The 18,887-nt window shown below is 51.9% G+C and carries 18 protein-coding genes and 1 other annotated feature; of the genes, 14 read left to right on the top strand and 4 right to left on the bottom strand.

The genetic code is table 11. The features are described 5' to 3' along the window. The first annotated feature begins 47 nt into the window (after nucleotides 1-47). The 8 genes from K0T92_RS05665 (at nucleotide 48) to ptsP (ending at nucleotide 7,705) form a co-directional block, all read left to right on the top strand. Nucleotides 48-572 (top strand): shikimate kinase, encoded by a 525-nt coding sequence (locus K0T92_RS05665; RefSeq protein WP_219871455.1) that lies wholly within the window; start codon nucleotides 48-50, stop codon nucleotides 570-572. Then, nucleotides 569-955, top strand: a complete 387-nt coding sequence (gene crcB / locus K0T92_RS05660; protein ID WP_219871454.1) for a fluoride efflux transporter CrcB — start codon at nucleotides 569-571, stop codon at nucleotides 953-955. Before K0T92_RS05665 ends, crcB begins: the two co-directional genes overlap by 4 nt. After that, nucleotides 952-1,308 (top strand): fluoride efflux transporter FluC, encoded by a 357-nt coding sequence (locus K0T92_RS05655; RefSeq protein WP_219871453.1) that lies wholly within the window; start codon nucleotides 952-954, stop codon nucleotides 1,306-1,308. Before crcB ends, K0T92_RS05655 begins: the two co-directional genes overlap by 4 nt. A 35-nt stretch (nucleotides 1,309-1,343) precedes the next feature. Next, the gene (gene aroA, locus K0T92_RS05650) at nucleotides 1,344-2,636 is read left to right on the top strand and encodes a 3-phosphoshikimate 1-carboxyvinyltransferase (protein ID WP_219871452.1); all 1,293 of its coding nucleotides are present in this window, start codon (nucleotides 1,344-1,346) and stop codon (nucleotides 2,634-2,636) included. 39 nt (nucleotides 2,637-2,675) lie between these two features. Beyond that, on the top strand, nucleotides 2,676-3,110 hold the full coding sequence (locus tag K0T92_RS05645) for a CoA-binding protein (RefSeq protein WP_219871451.1): 435 nt from the start codon (nucleotides 2,676-2,678) through the stop codon (nucleotides 3,108-3,110). Between the two features lie 110 nt (nucleotides 3,111-3,220). Continuing rightward, nucleotides 3,221-3,946: a hypothetical protein gene (locus tag K0T92_RS05640; RefSeq protein WP_219871450.1), complete on the top strand. Its 726-nt coding sequence runs from the start codon at nucleotides 3,221-3,223 to the stop codon at nucleotides 3,944-3,946. A gap of 133 nt (nucleotides 3,947-4,079) precedes the next feature. Further along, a complete protein-coding gene (locus tag K0T92_RS05635) occupies nucleotides 4,080-5,960 on the top strand; it encodes a glucose PTS transporter subunit IIA (RefSeq protein ID WP_219871449.1) in 1,881 nt (626 codons plus the stop codon). After that, nucleotides 5,957-7,705, top strand: a complete 1,749-nt coding sequence (gene ptsP, locus K0T92_RS05630) for a phosphoenolpyruvate--protein phosphotransferase (protein ID WP_219871448.1) — start codon at nucleotides 5,957-5,959, stop codon at nucleotides 7,703-7,705. Before K0T92_RS05635 ends, ptsP begins: the two co-directional genes overlap by 4 nt. Here ptsP and K0T92_RS05625 read toward each other — a convergent pair. Further along, nucleotides 7,666-8,190 carry a type 1 glutamine amidotransferase domain-containing protein gene (locus K0T92_RS05625; RefSeq protein WP_219871447.1) on the bottom strand — a complete coding sequence of 175 codons (525 nt, stop codon included), beginning with the start codon at nucleotides 8,188-8,190 and terminating at the stop codon, nucleotides 7,666-7,668. The two genes, ptsP and K0T92_RS05625, sit on opposite strands and share 40 nt — an antisense overlap. 55 nt (nucleotides 8,191-8,245) lie before the next feature. On the opposite strand from K0T92_RS05625, the gene K0T92_RS05620 reads away from it, so the two are divergent. The 5 genes from K0T92_RS05620 to K0T92_RS05600 all read left to right on the top strand — a co-directional run bounded on the left by K0T92_RS05620 (nucleotide 8,246) and on the right by K0T92_RS05600 (nucleotide 11,444). Then, entirely contained in the window at nucleotides 8,246-8,692 is a 447-nt protein-coding gene (locus K0T92_RS05620; RefSeq protein WP_219871446.1) for a VanZ family protein, read from the top strand. A 170-nt stretch (nucleotides 8,693-8,862) separates the two neighbouring features. Further along, on the top strand, nucleotides 8,863-9,276 hold the full coding sequence (locus K0T92_RS05615; RefSeq protein WP_219871445.1) for a YgiT-type zinc finger protein: 414 nt from the start codon (nucleotides 8,863-8,865) through the stop codon (nucleotides 9,274-9,276). Between the two features lie 31 nt (nucleotides 9,277-9,307). Then, nucleotides 9,308-9,664: a bacillithiol system redox-active protein YtxJ gene (gene ytxJ, locus K0T92_RS05610; RefSeq protein WP_219871444.1), complete on the top strand. Its 357-nt coding sequence runs from the start codon at nucleotides 9,308-9,310 to the stop codon at nucleotides 9,662-9,664. A gap of 71 nt (nucleotides 9,665-9,735) precedes the next feature. Next, on the top strand, nucleotides 9,736-10,740 hold the full coding sequence (gene ccpA / locus K0T92_RS05605) for a catabolite control protein A (protein WP_219871443.1): 1,005 nt from the start codon (nucleotides 9,736-9,738) through the stop codon (nucleotides 10,738-10,740). Beyond that, nucleotides 10,740-11,444: a 5'-methylthioadenosine/adenosylhomocysteine nucleosidase gene (locus tag K0T92_RS05600; protein WP_219871442.1), complete on the top strand. Its 705-nt coding sequence runs from the start codon at nucleotides 10,740-10,742 to the stop codon at nucleotides 11,442-11,444. The genes ccpA and K0T92_RS05600 overlap by 1 nt, the downstream gene beginning before the upstream one ends. Nucleotides 11,445-11,525: 81 nt before the next feature. Here the strand turns inward: K0T92_RS05600 and K0T92_RS05595 are convergent, their stop codons facing one another. Further along, on the bottom strand, nucleotides 11,526-12,704 hold the full coding sequence (locus K0T92_RS05595) for an acetoin utilization protein AcuC (protein ID WP_219871577.1): 1,179 nt from the start codon (nucleotides 12,702-12,704) through the stop codon (nucleotides 11,526-11,528). Nucleotides 12,705-12,730: 26 nt separating this feature from the next. Continuing rightward, nucleotides 12,731-13,363, bottom strand: a complete 633-nt coding sequence (locus K0T92_RS05590; protein WP_343223630.1) for a GNAT family N-acetyltransferase — start codon at nucleotides 13,361-13,363, stop codon at nucleotides 12,731-12,733. Between the two features lie 158 nt (nucleotides 13,364-13,521). Between K0T92_RS05590 and acsA the strand changes: the two genes are divergently transcribed. Continuing rightward, on the top strand, nucleotides 13,522-15,246 hold the full coding sequence (gene acsA / locus K0T92_RS05585; protein WP_219871441.1) for an acetate--CoA ligase: 1,725 nt from the start codon (nucleotides 13,522-13,524) through the stop codon (nucleotides 15,244-15,246). Nucleotides 15,247-15,314: 68 nt separating this feature from the next. Here acsA and K0T92_RS05580 read toward each other — a convergent pair whose 3' ends face one another. Beyond that, nucleotides 15,315-18,422: a transglycosylase domain-containing protein gene (locus K0T92_RS05580; protein ID WP_219871440.1), complete on the bottom strand. Its 3,108-nt coding sequence runs from the start codon at nucleotides 18,420-18,422 to the stop codon at nucleotides 15,315-15,317. Nucleotides 18,423-18,611: 189 nt separating this feature from the next. Further along, nucleotides 18,612-18,882, top strand: a binding site (T-box leader). Nucleotides 18,883-18,887: the final 5 nt, after the last annotated feature.

Here is an 18,887-nt window from a genome sequence, read left to right as displayed (position 1 = left end):
TGAACACAAATTACGCTTGCTCAGTGTAAGAAGGAGTATGCCAAGCAATGAAGGACAATCTACAATCACATATTGTACTTATCGGCTTCATGGGTACGGGCAAATCCACCGTGAGTCAGTTGTTGGCGGAGCGTCTTGGCTGTGAGGCTGTTGATGTTGATGCCGTCATTATTGATCGTGCTGGAATGCCGATTCCGGAGATATTCGCAACAAAGGGTGAAGCGGCATTTCGCGAAGCGGAGACGGAGGCGCTCTCAGAGGTTCTTGGGCGTGAGCGGCTTCAAGTGATTGCGACCGGCGGCGGGGCAGTGCTTGCCCAACAGAACCGGGAGCTTATGCTGAAATTCGGCTTTGTCGTCAACCTGTATGCCTCTGCGGATCTGATCGTTTCCCGTGTCAGTCAGGATACTTCAAGGCCGCTGCTGCAAGGTGATGTCAGAGGCCGGGTGTACAAGCTGCTGGAGGATCGCAAGCATGCGTATGATTTTGCACATTGCACAATCGATACGGAACAGCTGACTCCTTCCGAGGTTGCCGATGCCATCGCTACGGAATGGCGGCTGCAGCGTTGAAGGTTTGGGCCGCGGTCGTCATCTTTGGCGCACTTGGAGCCATATCAAGGTATGGCATCAGTGTGTGGATGCCTCAATCGGGCTCGGACGGATGGCCATGGGCGACTTTTGTCATTAATGTTCTTGGCAGTCTCGCTTTGGGAATCATACTTGCGCTTGCTGCACGTTACAAGCTTGGCGCGGTGTGGAGAGAGGGTATTGGAACCGGGTTTCTGGGCGCATTCACGACATTCTCTGCTTACAGCGTCGAGACGGTTCGGCTCGTACAAGCCGGAAACGCAAGCTTCGCGGTTGCATACGCAGCCTCCAGTATTATTCTCGGTGTTGGAGCGGCGTTAGCTGGAACTGTTGCTGCATCGGGGACGAGGAGCGGACAGGGATGATGATGCTAATGGTTGCCCTAGGCGGAGCGCTTGGCGCTTCGGCGCGCTATGGCATCGGTCTCTATATGGCGCATATCGGCAGGAAGCCTTACTGGGGGACGTTATTTATTAACGCCGTTGGTGCGCTGCTGCTGGGCATGATCGCTGGCTGGGGCTGGAATGACCGTTACAGCGCTCTGTATCATTTTGCTGGCATCGGCTTTCTTGGCGGGTTTACTACCTTTTCGACACTGTCAGTTCAATTGGCAGGCATGCTCTCTCAGCGCAAATACGGCGAAGGATTGCTGTATTTGGCTCTGACGCTCGGGCTTGGCCTCGCGCTTGCTTCAATCGGATACATAATGACTCAATAAATACAGATACTTTATTTATAAAGGAGAAGGAAATAATGGACGTTATTGTTACCCCTACCCCCCGTCTTCAAGGTGAAATTCAAGCGCTCTCCTCCAAAAATTACACGACCCGCTATCTGCTGGTCGCAGCGCTTGCGGAAGGCACAAGCACGATTTACTATCCGGCTCATAGCGAGGACAGCGATGCGATGCGCCGTTGTATTCGCGATCTTGGCGCCACCATCGAAGAAGATGAGGAGAAAATCGTCATCACTGGCTTCGGACGCAATCCGAAGGATGTGAAGGAGCTGGATGTAGGCAACGCGGGCGCCGTTCTTCGATTCTTGATGGCGATTGCTGCACTGAGCCCTGAGGTGACATTCATCAACCGTTACCCGGATTCACTGGGCAAACGTCCGCATGATGACTTGATCGATGCACTTGGCCAGCTAGGCGTTGAGGTTACCCATCGGGAGGGCAAGCTGCCGATCACGATTCGTGGCGGCAAGCCGCGCGGCGGCAAAATTACAGTATCCGGCAGCGTAAGCTCCCAATTCCTTAGCGCGCTCCTGTTCCTGACTCCACTGCTGGAAGAGGATAGCGAGATCGAAGTGCTGCATGATCTGAAATCCAAGGTCGTTGTGGGCCAGACGCTTGAGGTGCTGGAGCAGGCAGGCATCGTGATCGAAGCAAGCGAGGATCTGATGCATTATCGTATCGCGGGACGTCAGCGCTATGAAGCGAAGAAATATATCGTGCAGGGCGATTATCCGGGCTCCGCGGCCATTCTTGCTGCTGCGGCTGTTACGAATTCGGATATTATCGTTCATCGCCTGGAAGAGAAGAGCAAGCAGGGAGAACGGGCAATCATCGACGTTCTGCGCGCAATGGAGGTTCCGTTGACACATGAGAACGGCATCGTTCACGTACAGGGCAACGGCAATCTCAAGGCGCTTGAATTCGACGGTGACAAAGCGACCGACGCAGTGCTTGCGATGGTTGCGGCAGCCGTGTTCGCGGAAGGCACTTCGCGCTTCTATGATGTAGAGAATTTGCGGTATAAGGAATGCGACCGTATTACCGATTATTTGAACGAACTTCGCAAAGCAGGCGCGAACGTGGAAGAGCGCCGCAGCGAAATTATTGTTCACGGCCGTCCGGAAGGCGTGGAAGGCGGAGTGGAAATTAACGCACACTATGACCATCGGGTTATTATGGCGCTCACAGTCGTAGGGCTTCGCGCGAAGCAGCCGCTGCGAATTCGCGATGCGCATCATGTCGCCAAGTCATACCCGATCTTCTTTGATCACCTCAAGGCATTGGGTGCCAATGTCGAGTGGGTGGAATAAACAGAACACAGCAGTTGCTGAAAGGATGTGTGGAACCACATGGCATACGAGAATCCATCACGCGAAGAGATTAAACGGTTGCTCGAAAACACGCATACCATTGCAGTAGTCGGCTTGTCCGATAAGCCGGACCGGGTATCCTATATGGTAGCTGAGGCGATGCAGGCGAAGGGATACCGGATTATTCCCGTCAATCCCAATGCTGACCAGATTTTGGGGGAGAAGAGTTACGCCTCTCTCAAAGATATCCCGGAGAAGGTAGACATTGTTAATGTTTTTCGCCGCAGCGAGCATACGCCTCCAGTCGCCGAGGAAGCAGCAGCTATTGGCGCAGGAGCCATCTGGCTGCAGCTTGGAATTGCCAATGACGAGACAGCGGCAATTGCAGAGCGGGGCGGTCTTCAAGTGGTTATGGATCGCTGTATCAAGGTAGAGGATGCCATCCTCTTGCCTCAAGGGAAATCCAAATCCTGACGGTTATAAAAAAGGGTTGTCTTCCTCAAACTAAGAGAGGCTTGGAAGTGGACACAGCGCAGTGCTGGCCATAAGGAGCCTACATCTTGCCATTTCAAGGAGGACAACCCGTGAACCCGATGTCGAATCAGCAAGGCCAATTTCAGAACCAACAGCTGTTCAACCAGCAGCAGTCGAACTTTCAGAACCGATACCAGCCCGCTGGTTATGTACAATCGCATTATCAAGGACTGCCTAAGAATGCTTTTGCAGGCAGCAGCCCGGTGATTGCCCATACAGGTTATTCCGCGGCGCCTCAGCAAAGCTATGGCAGCACCTCCTCCACTCATGCATTTGCACAGAACAATGCATATGGCAATGCGAACAGCAATGTTGGTCCTGTCATCTCCCATGTCGGGTATCAGGCAGGTCAGGATTTCTACCCGACGGGAACGACGACATCGATCAGTTCGAGCTATACCAATCAAGCAAGACCGATTGGATCACAGCAACAGCAGCAGCCGGTTATTTCCCATGTGGGATATTCGGTTGGGCAGGATTATCATGCAGCTGGTTCCCAATACGGACAGCAATTTCAACAACCGCAGCAGCAGAGCTATAGCTTCAATCAGAACCAGCAGAGCGGGCAATCCTTCGGCACGAGCAGCTTCGCTGGAAACGCACATGCTGCAACGCCTTACAATCCTGTTTACCAAGCTACGAATTCGGCAGCCAACAGCGGTCCGGTACTCTCGAAGCTTGGTTACAGCGCAGGCTCGCAGCAGAGCGGCGGCCAATTCCAGTCCGCCCAGCAAGGCGGCTACGGCATGAACAGCGGATTTCTGCAACGTTTCTAGGGCGGCGTCTGAGCCCGGCTCGGAGGACAAGCGGCGGACTATTGAGGTCCGCCGTTTTCTTTTGACAAAGGAGAATGAAAACCTTACTCTTTAATTAGAGTTCATAGAGCGGAGTAGGAGAGGAGGAATGCGAATGAACATAATGGGTCACCTGCAGCAGTTGGGACGCTCTATGATGCTGCCGATGATTGTGCTGCCTGGAGCGGCTATATTCCTGTGCTTGAGCGTGCTGCCTTGGGCGGAGTTCGGAATGCCGGAGATACCGGGACATCTTCAAACGGCGGGAGAAGCGTTATTCGCGTTTTTGCCTTATTTGTTCGCGTTCGGCATCGCCATGGGGATGACGAGCAATGCTGGCGCAGCAGGGCTTGCGGCGCTGGCAGGAATGTTTATATATACGGGCATTATCAATTCCAGTCATTATGAGCTTGAACCGACCGTATTTACCGGTGTTGTTATCGGTCTTGTAACGAGTATCTTCCATGAGCAGTTCAAGTCGATCAAATTCCCTGAATACATACAATTTTTCGGCGGTCCCCGTTTCGTGCCGCTTGTCGTAAGTGTGTTTTCCGTCATCTGGGGCATTGTGATGGTGAAGCAAGCGCCCAATTTGCATCATGCACTGATCGAACTTGGCGATGTTGTTTCGTCCGGAGGCGGTTTTGGCGTCTTCTTATTCGGGTTCGTCCTGCGCATATTGGTCGTATTCGGACTGCATCATCTTGTCAGCCATGTATTCTGGTTCCAGGTTGGCGGCTATGAGACGGATGGAGGCATGGTATTCGGTGATTTGCCTCGCTTCTTCGCGGGTGATCCATCTGCGGGCGCATTCATGGCAGGCTTGTATCCGACGATGATGTTCGCTCTTCCGGCGATCGCATTTGCGATTATCCATGAAGCGAGAGAGGATCTGAAGCCCAAGATACGCAAAACTTTTCTGACTGCGGCGCTTGCGTCATTCCTGACAGGGGTGACGGAGCCTGTTGAGTTTGCGTTCCTGTTCGTTGCGCCTTATCTCTTTGTCGTTCACGCCCTGCTTTCGGGCTTTATGATGTGGCTGACCTATGAGCTGGGCATCCGGCACGGCTTCTCCTTCTCGGCGGGAGCGATTGATTTCTCAATTAACGAGCATCTCGCTACAAAAGGATGGCTGCTCATACCGATAGGCATTATTTTTGGACTGGTCTATTACGTTCTGTTCCGCTGGGCGATACGCAGGTTCCGCATCCCGACGCCAGGCCGCGAGGAAGGCTCGCATCTGGACGAATGGGCGGGCGATATTCCCTACCGGGCACCGCTTATTCTGCAGGCAATCGGCGGCAAGGAGAACATTCACAAGATGGAGGCTTGCATAACGCGCCTCAGGCTGAAGGTGGTCAACGACAAAAGAATCGACATCAAAGCGCTCAAGCATCTGGGAGCAGCGGGCGTTATCAGGCTGGGCGGGGGCAATGTGCAGATCGTATTCGGCACCTATTCGGAGCTGATACGCGAGGAGATGCACAAGGTGATACAGCGTGACATATCGCGGGTATCCTTCAGCTCGCCGATGCAGGGAAGGATGATTGCGCTGAGCGAGGTGCCGGATCCGATTTTTGCCGGCAAGCTTGTTGGTGAAGGTGTCGCGTTTATGCCGGACAGGGGAGAGCTTGTGTCGCCGGTAAGCGGCAAAGTGATCCACGTATACCCGTCCATGCATGCAATCGGCATTCGAACACCGGAGGGGCTTGAGGTTCTGCTGCATATCGGAATCGACACGTCCCAGATGAAAGGCAAGGGATTCGCCGCAGCCGTCAAAGAGGGCGACGAGGTCGTTCCAGGCCAGCTGCTGATTAAGTTTGACCTGCAGCTTATACGTCAAAGCGGCAAGTCGCTGGCTACGCCAATGGTCATTACGAATGCGGACCGGATTCAGTCTTGGAGCTATGCGCCGTTCAAAAGCGTCAATCGCGGCCAAACCTCGGTAATGTCAGTCGTTCTGAAAGAGAGAAGCGTTGGAGGGGATACGGAGTGATTCAAGGAATAGGAGCCTCAGTCGGTATTGCAATAGGGAAAGCGTTCGTACTGCCGAACTGGGAATGGGATTTACCGGAGCAAAAAATCGACGTGGCCGATTTGGCGCGCGAGTTTGATCGTTTGTATGAAGGTATTCGCACTTCCAAGGTTGAGATTGAGCAGATGAAGGATGAGCTGCGGGAAGTAGTCGGAACAGAAGAAAGCTATATTTTCGACGCTCACCTGGCCATATTGGAAGATCCTGTTTTTATGAATGAAATTCAAGGTATTATCCAGCGTCAATATAAAGCAGCTGAAGTAGCGGTCAAGGAAGCGATCGATCATTTTGTTACAATGTTCGATCTGCTCGATGATGAGTATATGAAGGAACGTGCGCTTGACATTAAAGATGTGGGCAATCGGCTGCTCAAGCACTTGCTTGGTGCGCCCGAAATTACGCTCCCATCCGATACACAGCCCTTCATCCTGGTGGCGAAGGAACTGTCTCCATCGCAACTGGCCCATCTCAATCCCAATCATGTGCTGGGCATTGCGACGCTCGCGGGAAGTACGACCTCGCATTCTTCCATCATGGCTCGGGCGCTCGGCATTCCGCTTGTTGTAGGTCTTGAGTCCAAGCTGGAGGACACCTTCATCCAGACAGGCGACTATCTCATACTGGACGGCGCGACAGGTGTTGTGCACCTGGAGCCGGATGAGAAGCTGACCAGGCAATATTCCGAGCTGCAATCCCGTCATCAGGAAGCGACGCAGCGGCTCAAAGATATTATTGATATTAAGCCGATGACCAAGGATGGCAAGGAGATGGAGCTGGCTGCCAATATCAGCTCGCTCAAGGAGCTGGATGTCGCTCTTAGCAGCGGTACTGATGGCGTCGGCTTGTTCCGGACAGAGTTTCTGTACATGGATCGCAACCGGCTGCCGCAGGAGGAGGAGCAGTTCGAGGTTTACCGAAGTGTAGCCGAGAAGCTGGAGGGCAAGCCGCTTATTATCCGGACGCTGGATATAGGCGGGGACAAACATCTGGATTATTTCGAGCTGCCGGAGGAAGAGAATCCGTTCCTGGGCTATCGGGCGATAAGGATCTGTCTGGACAAAACCGATCTGTTCAAAACGCAATTGAGAGCTATCCTGCGCGCCAGCTGCTATGGAGAGGTCAAGATCATGTACCCGCTTATTTCCTCTATTGATGAGGTTCGCGCGGCCAATGCGCTGCTTGATGAAGCGAAGCGTGAGCTGGCGGAGACGGGTCACCGTTATCGGGACAATATCGAGGTCGGCATCATGATTGAGCTGCCGGCAGCGGTTATGATTGCTGATCTGCTAGCGGAGGAAGTCGATTTCTTCAGTATCGGGACGAATGATCTCGTTCAATTCACATTGGCAGTGGATCGCATGAATGATCAAATCTCGCATATGTATGAGCCTTTCCATCCGGCTGTAATCAGAATGCTGAAGCAAACGGTTGAAGCGGCGAAGCGCGCGAACATTCATGTTGGGGTATGCGGGGAGATGGCAGGAGATCTGCGTGCGCTACCGATCTGGCTTGCGCTTGATGTCGATGAGCTCAGCATGTCATCCAATGCAATTCTGCCAATAAAAGAACGGCTGCTCTGCCTGGAGCAGGAAGACAGCCGTTCCACATTTCAACAAATTCTGGCTTGCAGTACTAGTACAGCAATACATGAGGTGCTTGCAAAAGGCTACGATTCGCGCAGCGCGTCAACAAATGCCTTGGCATAAGGCGGGAGATCCGGCGGCCGGCGCGAAGAGACAATATTGCCATCAACAACAACCGGCTCATCGATCCAGGTAGCGCCCGCATTCTCCATGTCATCCCGGATGCCTGGCGTTGAAGTAACCTTGCGGCCATCCAATATTTTCGCCGATATGAGCACCCAGCCTGCGTGGCAGATTTGCCCGATTGGCTTGCGCGCGCTATCCAGCTCCTTTACTACCTCCAGAACCTTGGGGTAACGGCGCAGCTTGTCTGGCGCCCAGCCGCCCGGCACGAGGAGGCCGTCGATCGCATTGCTGTCTATCTCGTCGAACGACATGTCCGCTTTGGCAGGCACGCCGTATTTGCCGATATGGGTACGGTTCTTCTCCGGTCCTGCGAATCGTACAGTCGCGCCTTCTTCACGAACGCGGTATACCGGATACCAGAGCTCTAAATCTTCAAATTCATCGTCCAACAGACAGATGACTACTTTGCCTTGCAATGTCATGGTCATAACCCTCCTTATAATGGCCTATCACATTAATTGTATCGAAGGAGAATGAATGAAGCAAACCTATTCTAACAACCTTTCTAAGCAAGCTGGGAGCAGACGGAGCAAATGGCGGTTTATACCGGCGCTTGCGGTAATGGCAACGATTTATATGTTCTCATCGCGTTCAGGCGATGACCTCAATTCGGTGCTGCCCTGGTTTCAGAAGTTATTCCCCGCTATGCAGAGCTTTGATTGGGGGCATTTTGTCGCTTATTTTGGGCTTGCGCTTGCTCTGGATTACGGCTTTGGCGCCAGGGGGGACAGCTGGAAGGGCAAGCTGTTGATTGTGGCTATCTGCGGCATCTATGGCGTTACCGATGAATATCATCAATCGTTCGTGGGGGGGCGCTCGCCTGATCTATGGGATATTCGCAATGATTGCATCGGTGCGGCCATAGCTGTTCTCGTAATCGCCATACCCGCTATCAGGAGGAGATGGAGAAGACTGGCATATTAAGTTCATCGGTGTAAATAATTACATAATTATACGAAGAAGGACTTTGTCTGGAATGGGTCGAATACCTTATCTTCGAGCAGGTCTGTCTTTGCAATAAAAGACAGTTGTTGAAGCCTGAAGCGGCTGGCAGAACCTGCTTGCGATGCTAGTTTTATAAGGAGTGACCATACTTGCACAAACGTTGTTCTTGCGGTGATATGATGCCGATAAAACTGCGTACAGTCATCTATTCAGGCAAAGTAGAGATTGATAATGTTCCTGTCTATTCTTGTTCTTCTTGCAATAAGAGCGAGGTGTTTCCCGAGGCTAAGCTTGATTTGACGGGGTTGATCGGCAAACTTGGGGCTAAGCCAGTGAAGCAGACCTATCTGTTTAACGAGTGGAACGAATGGGCTAATTTGTTGGTAGAGGCTTACCACGACCGCAAGCGATATGATCTTGCTGTCGTCAGACGGCTTACCGAGGATCGCATAAATATGCTGCTTGATCTATATAGTGTTGCCAAATCTCTTAACGATGAGGCTTGGCTTAGCGATATACATAAGCGATTAGGCCAATTGAGCCGTACGGTTCTTCAGCCATAGTCACTAAGATAGCGTGGAAGGGGAGATGATCATGATTGGAATCCCTTCTTTGAAGCTGGTGGAGCAATGGGCTGGCGCCTATGAGGCGACTTGGGAGAGGCCTCTGCTTCTGTTCAAGCATAGCACCCGCTGTCCCGTTAGCGCAGGCGCTTATGACGAGCTTGCCAATTGGATTGAAGATGCCAGCAGTCTTCTTGTTGATTGTGCGTTTGTATATGTTGTGGAAGAGCGTCCTGTTTCAGATGCGGTAGCCGTTACACTGGGGCTGAAGCATGAATCGCCGCAAGCGATTCTGGTGGATAAAGGGAAAATTGTCTGGCATGCTTCACATTGGAGCATTACCTACTCTGCATTGGATGAACATCTCGGGAATTATTGCGAAAAGTAATATTTTGTCGTATCATTAGCGGTACAGTAATACGGCGCGAGATTAAAATTTGAGCTAATGGAGAGAAGGCCGTGACAGTAACCATTTATGATGTAGCAAGAGAAGCTGGCGTGTCGATGGCCACGGTATCCCGGGTCGTTAACAACAACCCTAACGTCAAACCGCAAACTCGCAAGAAAGTGTTCGAAGCGATCGAACGGCTTGGCTATCGTCCTAATGCAGTGGCGCGTGGATTGGCAAGCAAGAAGACGACTACTGTCGGAGTTGTCATTCCCGACATATCCAACGCTATTTTTGCTGAAGTAGCGCGGGGAATAGAAGATATAGCGAACATGTATCATTACAACATTATTTTGTGTAATGCGGACAAGAAGAAGGATAAGGAAATTCGGGTTATCAATACGCTGCTGGAGAAGCAGGTAGACGGCTTGCTGTTTATGGGCGGCGCGGTTACGGACGAGCATCTTCAGGCATTCCGCACGTCGAATGTTCCCATTGTTCTATGTGCAACAACGGATGAGAACGGTACGATTCCTTCTGTTGATATTGACCATGAGGCTGCCGCGTTCGACGCGGTGCAAACGTTAATCAAACAAGGACATAAGACGATTGCGATGATCGGTGGAACGCTGCAGGATCCAGCTAATGGATATTCGCGTTTCCAAGGCTACAGACGTGCGCTGGAAACGGCCGGATTGCCTTACGATGAGAATCTGGTGCGGATCGGCAACTACCGCTACGAATCCGGCGTGGAAGCGATGAAGCATTTCCTTGAGCTTCCTAATCGGCCTACCGCTGTATTCTCGGCAACGGATGAGATGGCGATTGGAGCGATCCACTGTATCCAGGACAACGGCTTGAAGGTTCCTGCTGATTTTTCTGTCATTAGTGTAGACAACAGCCGCATGGCCTCGATGGTTCGTCCACAGCTGAGTGCCGTGGCGCAGCCGATGTATGATATCGGTGCGGTATCCATGCGACTGCTTACGAAATTAATGAAGAAAGAAACGGTTGAGCAAGCCAAGGTTGTGCTTCCACATGAAGTTGTCATGCGTCAATCCGTTGGTAGCCTATAATGAAACCATCGTATTCAAGAATTGGCATTATTGGAGCAATGGTTGAAGAGATCGAGCTGCTTCACGAGCATGTAGAGCAGAGCAGTACATTCGTCAAGGCAGGCATTACATATGTGGAAGGCACACTGCACGGGCGTGAGGTCGTATTCTGCAAATCCGGTGTAGGTAAAGTAAATGCGGCGGTATGCACACAGATTCTTATTGATGCAGGCGTGGATTGCGTATTGTTCACTGGTGTTGCCGGAGCGCTTGATCCTAAGCTTAGCATTGGCGATATCGTCATCTCGACATCATGCCTTCAGCATGATATGGATTGCTCGCCGCTTGGCTTCGCAAGAGGACAAATTCCGTTCCAGGAGACGTCTGAATTCACTGCTGATCCTTCACTGATTGATCTCGCCGACAAGGCTTGCAATCTATTGTTTCCCGGTCGTGGCATCAAGGGCAAGGTTCTGTCGGGTGATCAATTCATCGCCTCCAGAGATGTAGTGCGCCAGCTGCATGAAGATCTCAATGGCGCTTGCACCGAGATGGAGGGAGCAGCTCTGGCGCAGGTCTGTGCGATGAACGATGTTCCATACGTAGTGATCCGTTCCATGTCCGACAAGGCTGATGGTTCAGCAGATGTTAATTTTGCTGAATTTACTAAGGAAGCTTCGGTTAACTCGCATCGTATTATCGATGAAATGATCCAGCATATGTAATTCATATCATACAATAAGGCTGCCGTATGTTATCCGTCTCAAGAGGGAATAACATGCGGCAGCCTTTCGTATTCTCGGGGATTAAATTTCTTGAATGGCAATTGCTGTAGTCTGGCGATTCCGTTCGTCAATAATTGCTCGTCTCGGCATGGGCGGCCACGCTGATGTGTCGTCCAGCCAATGAGCTGGCAGGGGATCCGGACTTTGAGCTCCCCACCGTTCCAGCCATGCCGCTGGCAAAGGCTCATTATCCTCGCTGTCAGCGAGCTTGGCTGCGAGCGGATGATCCGTCATCTCCAGCCATACAAGCGCCCAGGCACGCGGCACAACGCGCCAGATGTCATACCCGCCGCCGCCGACAGCTACCCATCGTCCCCCGGCATAAGTGTGGGCGAGCTGATGGATTATGGCAGGCATCGCTTGGTAGATCCGCATACTGCAATGAATGTTGGAGAGCGGATCGAAGGCGTGGGCATCGCAGCCATGCTGGCTGACAATAACATCGGGCTTGAAGGCGGCAGCTACCTTCGCAATCGAGATCGTGAAGCTCTCCAGCCAGGATTCATCCTCTGTATAAGGCTCCAGCGGAACATTGAAGCTTGTGCCAAATCCGAGCTCATTCCCGCGCTCATGGACGAAGCCGGTTCCTGGGAACAGATATTTGCCCGTCTCATGAATCGAATATGTACATACCTCCGGATCATTGTAGAACGCCCATTGGACGCCGTCCCCATGATGAACGTCAGTATCGATGTATAAGACACGCGCTCCATACTGCCTTCTAATGTTGGCGATAGCAATCGCTGCATCATTGTAGATGCAGAATCCTGAAGCATGGTCAGGAAACGCATGGTGAAGACCGCCTGCCATATGATAGGCATGCTTATATTGGCCGGACATGACCAGATCGGCAGCTAGAGTGGATCCGCCTGCGATGGCGGCAGCCGCATTGTGCATGCCGGGGAAGAATGGCGTGTCTTCAGTGGACAGCCCGTACCGCGGGGCTTGATTGGCCCAGTAGGGAGACGGGGCTTCTTCACTCAGCTGGCGTACGGCTTCAATATAATCATATCTATGGATGAGTGATAGCATATGCTCATCAGCAAGGCTTGGAGCTATGCGCTGTCCATCATTTAACGCTCCGACTGCATCCAGCAGATCAACGGTTAATGATAACCGTCTTGGATCGAACGGATGCGCGTCACTGAACTTGTAACGGGCAGCGCCCGGATGAAGTATAAATACGGCATTGGCCGACATCCTCGTCATCGTCCTTCCTAATCTAGTCAATACATGAACCGCTGTCTGAAGCGAACCTGATCGAACTGCTCGACAGAAGAGAGGGGAACCTCCCTGCCGATGCGTACCATCAAGCAATTAGCGGGGTGGGCGCAAATCTCCGGATCGTCAGTGGCAAACCAGACCATCCCGACAGCTTTCATCAAGTTCTCCATCATGGTACGGTATTCCCATACATTAAGTCCTGTCGCTTCCAGATCCCAATGCCAATAATACTCCGTCGTGTAGACGATAGCGTTCTCCAATTGATCGCCGGCAAAAGCGGTCTGTATCATTCGTTTGCCAAGGCCGAGCGAACGATACTCATCCGCAACCTCAACAGCCCCGAGCTCGATCAGATCCTTCATGCCGCCCTCTGACCAACGCTCCAACTCATCGGGGTAATGGAAAGTTACATATCCAACGATTGTCTCTCCGTCTCTTGCTGCAATGATGCGTCCTTCTTCTAGCTCAGAGATTTCGATTAATGCCTTGTGCTGTTCAAGCGGACGGCGGAATGCGTCCAAATCATGGTGCAGCGTTAATCGTGACAATACATCCGCTGGAATCGGGCCTTCTATGACGAGTTCCCGATCCTTGTAGGGCAGACGCTCCGCATGCATCATTTTACGATGTTCCACGGCCTTGTCTCCTTTCGGGGTGCTATCCTACTTATAACAAAATATTAGGGAGAAGGGAAGTGAATGGTTGAACGACAACGTCTGATGATGTAAGATGAAAGCGTATTCTGATAAGTTTGTGTGGAATTGTTTGACAATGGGTAGGAGGATGATGATTTATGGCTGATTTACATCAAGAACGGGTCTCGGTTTCGGCATCCGGCTCCAACATGACCAATTACGAAGAAACCGTACAGAATTTTAACTTTGAACAACTGGAGCAGCGTTTCTCCTGGCAAGAAACCGGTAAAGTCAACATGGCTTACGAGGCAATTGACCGTCATGTGGAGCAGGGACGAGGCGGCAAAATTGCGCTTTACTATAGCGATAAGGATCGTGACGAATCTTATACCTTCCAGCAGATGTCAGAGCAGTCGAACCGTTTTGCCAATGTGCTCCGCAAGCTCGGAGTTGCAAAGGGAGAGCGGGTATTTATATTTATGCCGCGCACGCCGGAGCTTTACTTCAGCTTGCTCGGCACGTTGAAGGTTGGCGCTGTTGTAGGCCCGCTCTTCGAAGCATTCATGGAGACGGCGGTAAGGGACCGCCTGCAGGATAGCGAGGCCGTAGCGATCGTAACGACACCTTCGCTGCTCTCCCGTATTCCTAAGGATGAACTGCCGCAGCTCAAGCATATTATTGTGTTCGGCGATGAGATTGAGCCGGGTGATCGAATTGTAGACTACAAGGCCGAGATGGCAGCTGTATCCGAACAATCCGATATTGAGTGGCTGGGCCGGGAAGACGGGCTGATCATTCACTATACGTCGGGTTCGACCGGCAAGCCGAAAGGCATCTTCCATGTCCAGAATGCGATGATTCAGCATTATTATACAGGACATGTAGTTCTTGATCTGAAGCCGGATGATATCTACTGGTGTACAGCTGATCCCGGCTGGGTAACAGGCACCTCATACGGCATCTTTGCTCCATGGCTGAATGGAGCAACCAACGTCATTCGCGGAGGGCGCTTCAGCCCGCAGGACTGGTATGCAACAATTGAGAAATACCGCGTTACGGTCTGGTACAGCGCGCCGACCGCATTCCGCATGCTGATGGGGGCTGGCGATGATGTCGTGAACGGCTATGATCTGACAAGTCTGAGGCATGTACTCAGTGTCGGCGAGCCGCTTAACCCAGAGGTGGTTAGATGGGGGCTGAAAGTCTACAAGCAGCGTATTCACGATACATGGTGGATGACAGAGACAGGCGCTCAGCTGATCTGCAACTATCCTTGCATGGAGATTAAGCCTGGCTCTATGGGACGGCCGCTGCCTGGCATTGAGGCCGCTATTATCGATGACAGCGGGAATGTATTGCCGCCCTATCGGATGGGCAATCTGGCCATTAAGACACCGTGGCCATCCATGATGCGCAAAGTATGGAACAATCCGGCCAAGTTCGAGGAATATTTGCGCATTCCTGGCTGGTACATTTCCGGAGATTCTGCTTACATGGACGAAGACGGCTATTTCTGGTTCCAAGGCAGAATTGATGATGTAATCAATACAGCAGGAGAGCGCGTAGGACCATTCGAGGTGGAGAGCAAGCTCGTGGAGCATCCGGCTATTGCTGAGGCAGGCGTAATCGGCAAGCCGGATCCTATGCGCGGCGAGATTATTAAAGCCTTTATAGCGCTTAGAGAAGGCTATTCGCCTTCCGAGGAGCTCAAGGCGGATATAGCGAAGTTCGTCAAGGAAGGGCTGTCCGCGCATGCTTCGCCACGCGAGATTGAATTCAGGGATAAACTGCCCAAGACCCGCAGCGGCAAGATTATGCGCCGCGTTCTGAAGGCATGGGAGCTTAACCTGCCGACAGGGGATCTCTCTACGATTGAGGATTAACATATTAGAAAAGGCTTCCGCCGATATGCTGCGACCCAGTCGCTGCATATCGGCAGGAAGCCTTTCTGCTATTCATTCACTTGAACTGTAACGGAGAAAGGAGACTCTCCAGCCTCGTTAACCGCTGTTACACGGAATGATCCCGCAGATTGCGGAGATTCATATTCCGAGGTTGCAGACGAGCCGATAAGCTGAAAGTCATTATCTGCAGCTGATTGATAATAGATGTTATAGCCCGTTACCTGCTCAGAGACGGCATTCGCGACCCAGGACAGCTTGATTCCGACGCCCGATGCTTCGGTCTTGACATCCCATGGAGCAGAAGGAACGGTTAAGTCAAGCTCACCGGGATTCGGTATTACCTCACCATTGCCCTCGCCCTGCTGGCCTGTTGTAGAACCATTCGTTCCTGGTGGCGTTGCAGTTCCTGCATTATTGCCTCCAATAGTGACGGTAGCACTCGGTGATGACTCATGGCCGCCAATATCGACTGCTGTTACATAGTAGCTGTAAGTGCCAGCAGCGCCGAGGTGAACCGTAAATTTCGTATCATCGCCAGCGAGAACAGGAGCTCCCGAGACGGTGTAAGAGGCCCCGTTAACGGAGCGGTATAAGCGATAGCCGGCAACATCCTTTTGCTTCGATGCCGAGAAAGTGATCCGATACGCACGATTGCTGGATATCGTCTCAAGCCGCACGTTCGATGGAGCAGAAGGGGCAGCTCCGTCATCGACACGAGGGTCGAGCTTGGAAGGGGCATCCCTTCCGGCGTCAGCTGGCAGATAGGCGCTCATTGCCCGTCTGCTTGAGCCCGGCAGCTTGGATTGTGCTGCAGCAATCTCTTCCATTAATTCATCAAGCGGCTTCTCACGCTTAATCACGATCTGCTCCTTCAGCATATCCGAAGGTGTCGATTCATGCGGAAGATAGTTGATTCCGTTATAGGTGATATAAGCGACTTTAACCAGTGCGTCATCTTGTTTCTTCGGTAGATACTTCTTGTTGAACCAATCGGTAACACTCATGCCCATTTGCCTTGTCAGACTGCTTGGCAGCTTGCCGCTGACACTAGAGACAGTAGCTTTCACGATACCGGATGGCATCTCGAATTTCTTCGTCGGGAACAGCTCTGCACGTTCTGCAGTAACTTCATTCATAATCATCGTCCAGATCGACCTTGCCCTGGTTCGTCCATTCTTGGAGAGCGTGTGGGCCTGCTTCTCATATCCGGCCCATACGCCAAGCGTAATATCAGGGGTATAGCCCATAAACCAGACATCCCCATAGCTCTGGGTAGAGCCCGTCTTGCCGACAATCGGGATTTCCCCATACTTCTTGAACTGCGACGCAATCGCGTGCCCCGTTCCGCTGCCATCGGAAATTACAGTGCGAAGCATGTCCGTCATAAGGAAGGCGGTTTGCTCCGAGAAGACGCGCAGCGGCTTGCTCTTGTGCTCATAGACGATATTGCCTTCGCCGTCCGTAATTTTGCTGATCATATAAGCATCGTTGAGGATTCCCTTGTTGGCAATGGAGCCATAGGCATTGGTAAGCTCTTCCACCGTAACGCCTTTGCTTAGACCGCCGATTACGCCGGTTTGAGCGCCATCATCCTCGGGCTGCAGAGTCGTAATGCCGAGCTTGCGTGTAAATTTCCATGCTTCCTCGATTTTGACCATCTCATTGAACACTTTGAGTGCGGGCAGATTCAGCGAGCGGTTCAATGCTTCACGCGCTGTAACCAATCCATAGAACTTCTTGTTGGAGTTCATCGGGATATGGAAGCCCTTCTGGCCATCCTTGAACACCATTGGCGCATCGTCAATGATGCTGCCCGGCTGCACAAGCCCGCTCTCAATCGCAGGCAGATAGGCGGCAATCGGTTTCATGGTGGAACCCGGCTGACGAGTCATCTGCGTGGCATGATTCATCTGCTCCTCATAGAAATCACGGCCTTCCAGCATGCTGAGAATGGCGCCGGTCTTATGGTCCAGCATGATGGCCGCGATCTGTTCGATCCCTTTCTCTTCACTTCTCGGAGTGAAATTGTTCTCATCCGATCCGATCTTCTTCATCATATTGTAGATGCGTTTATCGATTGTAGTATAAATATGATAGCCGCCGCGCAGCAGATGCTCGCGTGCTTCCTCGATAAGAGGAGCAGTCTCCTTCTTTCTCATGTCAGCGAGTGTTAGCGTCGTGTCTTTCTGCATCAATAAAATTTCGGCCGCTTGGCGCTCCGCTTCCAGCATCAAATACGGGAAAGTGGAGTAAGCCTTCTCTGATGGCTTGGCCAGCGAGCCGGAGATGTCGAACTGCAGCGCCTCATCATATTGAGATCTGCTGATTCGGCCGGTGTCGAGCATCCGCTTCAGCACGTTCTGCTGCCGTTCAACGGCGAGCTTGAACCCTTTTTCATTGAACTTCCCTTTGCTTGTGAAAGCCGTATAAGCGGAAGGACGCTGCGGCAATCCGGCGAGATAGGCAGCCTGCGCAATGTTCAGCTGGTTAAGATCATTTACATTAAAAATGCCTTTGGCCGCTGCTTTGATTCCGAACAGGTTATAGCCATTGGCTCCTGTCCCGAAGGGCACCTTATTCAGGTAAGCGGTCAATATTTGCTTCTTCGTCAGAAAGCGCTCCAGCCGCAGGGAGAGGAAAATCTCCTTTACTTTCCGGCTGTCTGTCTTGTCCAGGCTTAGAAATACCCGCCGGGCAAGCTGTTGCGTCAGCGTGCTGCCCCCGGTCTGCGTATCCTCATTGAACAGCTTCTGCTTGGCTGCGCGTCCGAGACCGTTCATGTCAACGCCGATGTGGCTCTCGAAATTGTTGTCTTCGATGGCAAGCACGGCATTGATGACATGCTGAGGCAAATCCTCATACTTGATCAAACGGCGGTCTTCTTCGGTCCGAAGCTGGCCTACCGGAGTTTGGCCATCGTTGAAATAGACAAAGCCGGTGATGGCGTTTTCATTGATCTTCGATTCAATTTCCGCTCTGGAGCGAATCGGCTCGTCGGTAACGAATGAGGCAACGTAGCCTGTCATGATGCCGCCAATAAACAACCCGAACATGACAGCGAAGATTACAATCCATTTAACAGTTATGTACGATACGAGCCCGAATGTCCGCCATCGGCTATATCCATTCTTGTTCAGATCGCGGTCTTGATCCATATGGTCATACTCTCCTCCTCTGATTAACAGAAGTATTATAGCATAAATCGACATTGAATTGCAGAAAAGAGGCCTATTTTTGCCCAAACTTTAGGCGAAATGGTGCGATATGCTGCAATCTGCGGAGGATGGAATTATTGACTTCTCTTACATGGCTGTGGTATAAACGAACAAGATAAATGCATAAGAAAAACAGTGCTGACAGGCATGCAGTAGATCTGCGGATAGACGTTACAGAGAGCCGGTGGATGGTGTGAACCGGTACGAGCCGAAGATTGAATTACCGCCTCGAGCTGAATGGATGAACGGCCGCAGTCTATGCGAGTGCCAGTAGTCTGTTCCGGATCTAATCCGTTATGATAATGAAGTGAGAGCCGCTTCTATGGGACGCAAGGCAGATGTCGCCAGAGGAGGGTTCTAATTAGGGTGGTACCGCGAGCAAATCCTTCTCGTCCCTTGTGACGA

The sequence above is a fragment of the Paenibacillus oenotherae genome, assembly GCF_019443105.1.
GTDB lineage: Bacteria > Bacillota > Bacilli > Paenibacillales > Paenibacillaceae > Paenibacillus_Z > Paenibacillus_Z oenotherae.
The sequence above is the reverse complement of the archived record's forward strand: the minus strand, read 5'-3'. Positions and strand labels throughout refer to the sequence as shown.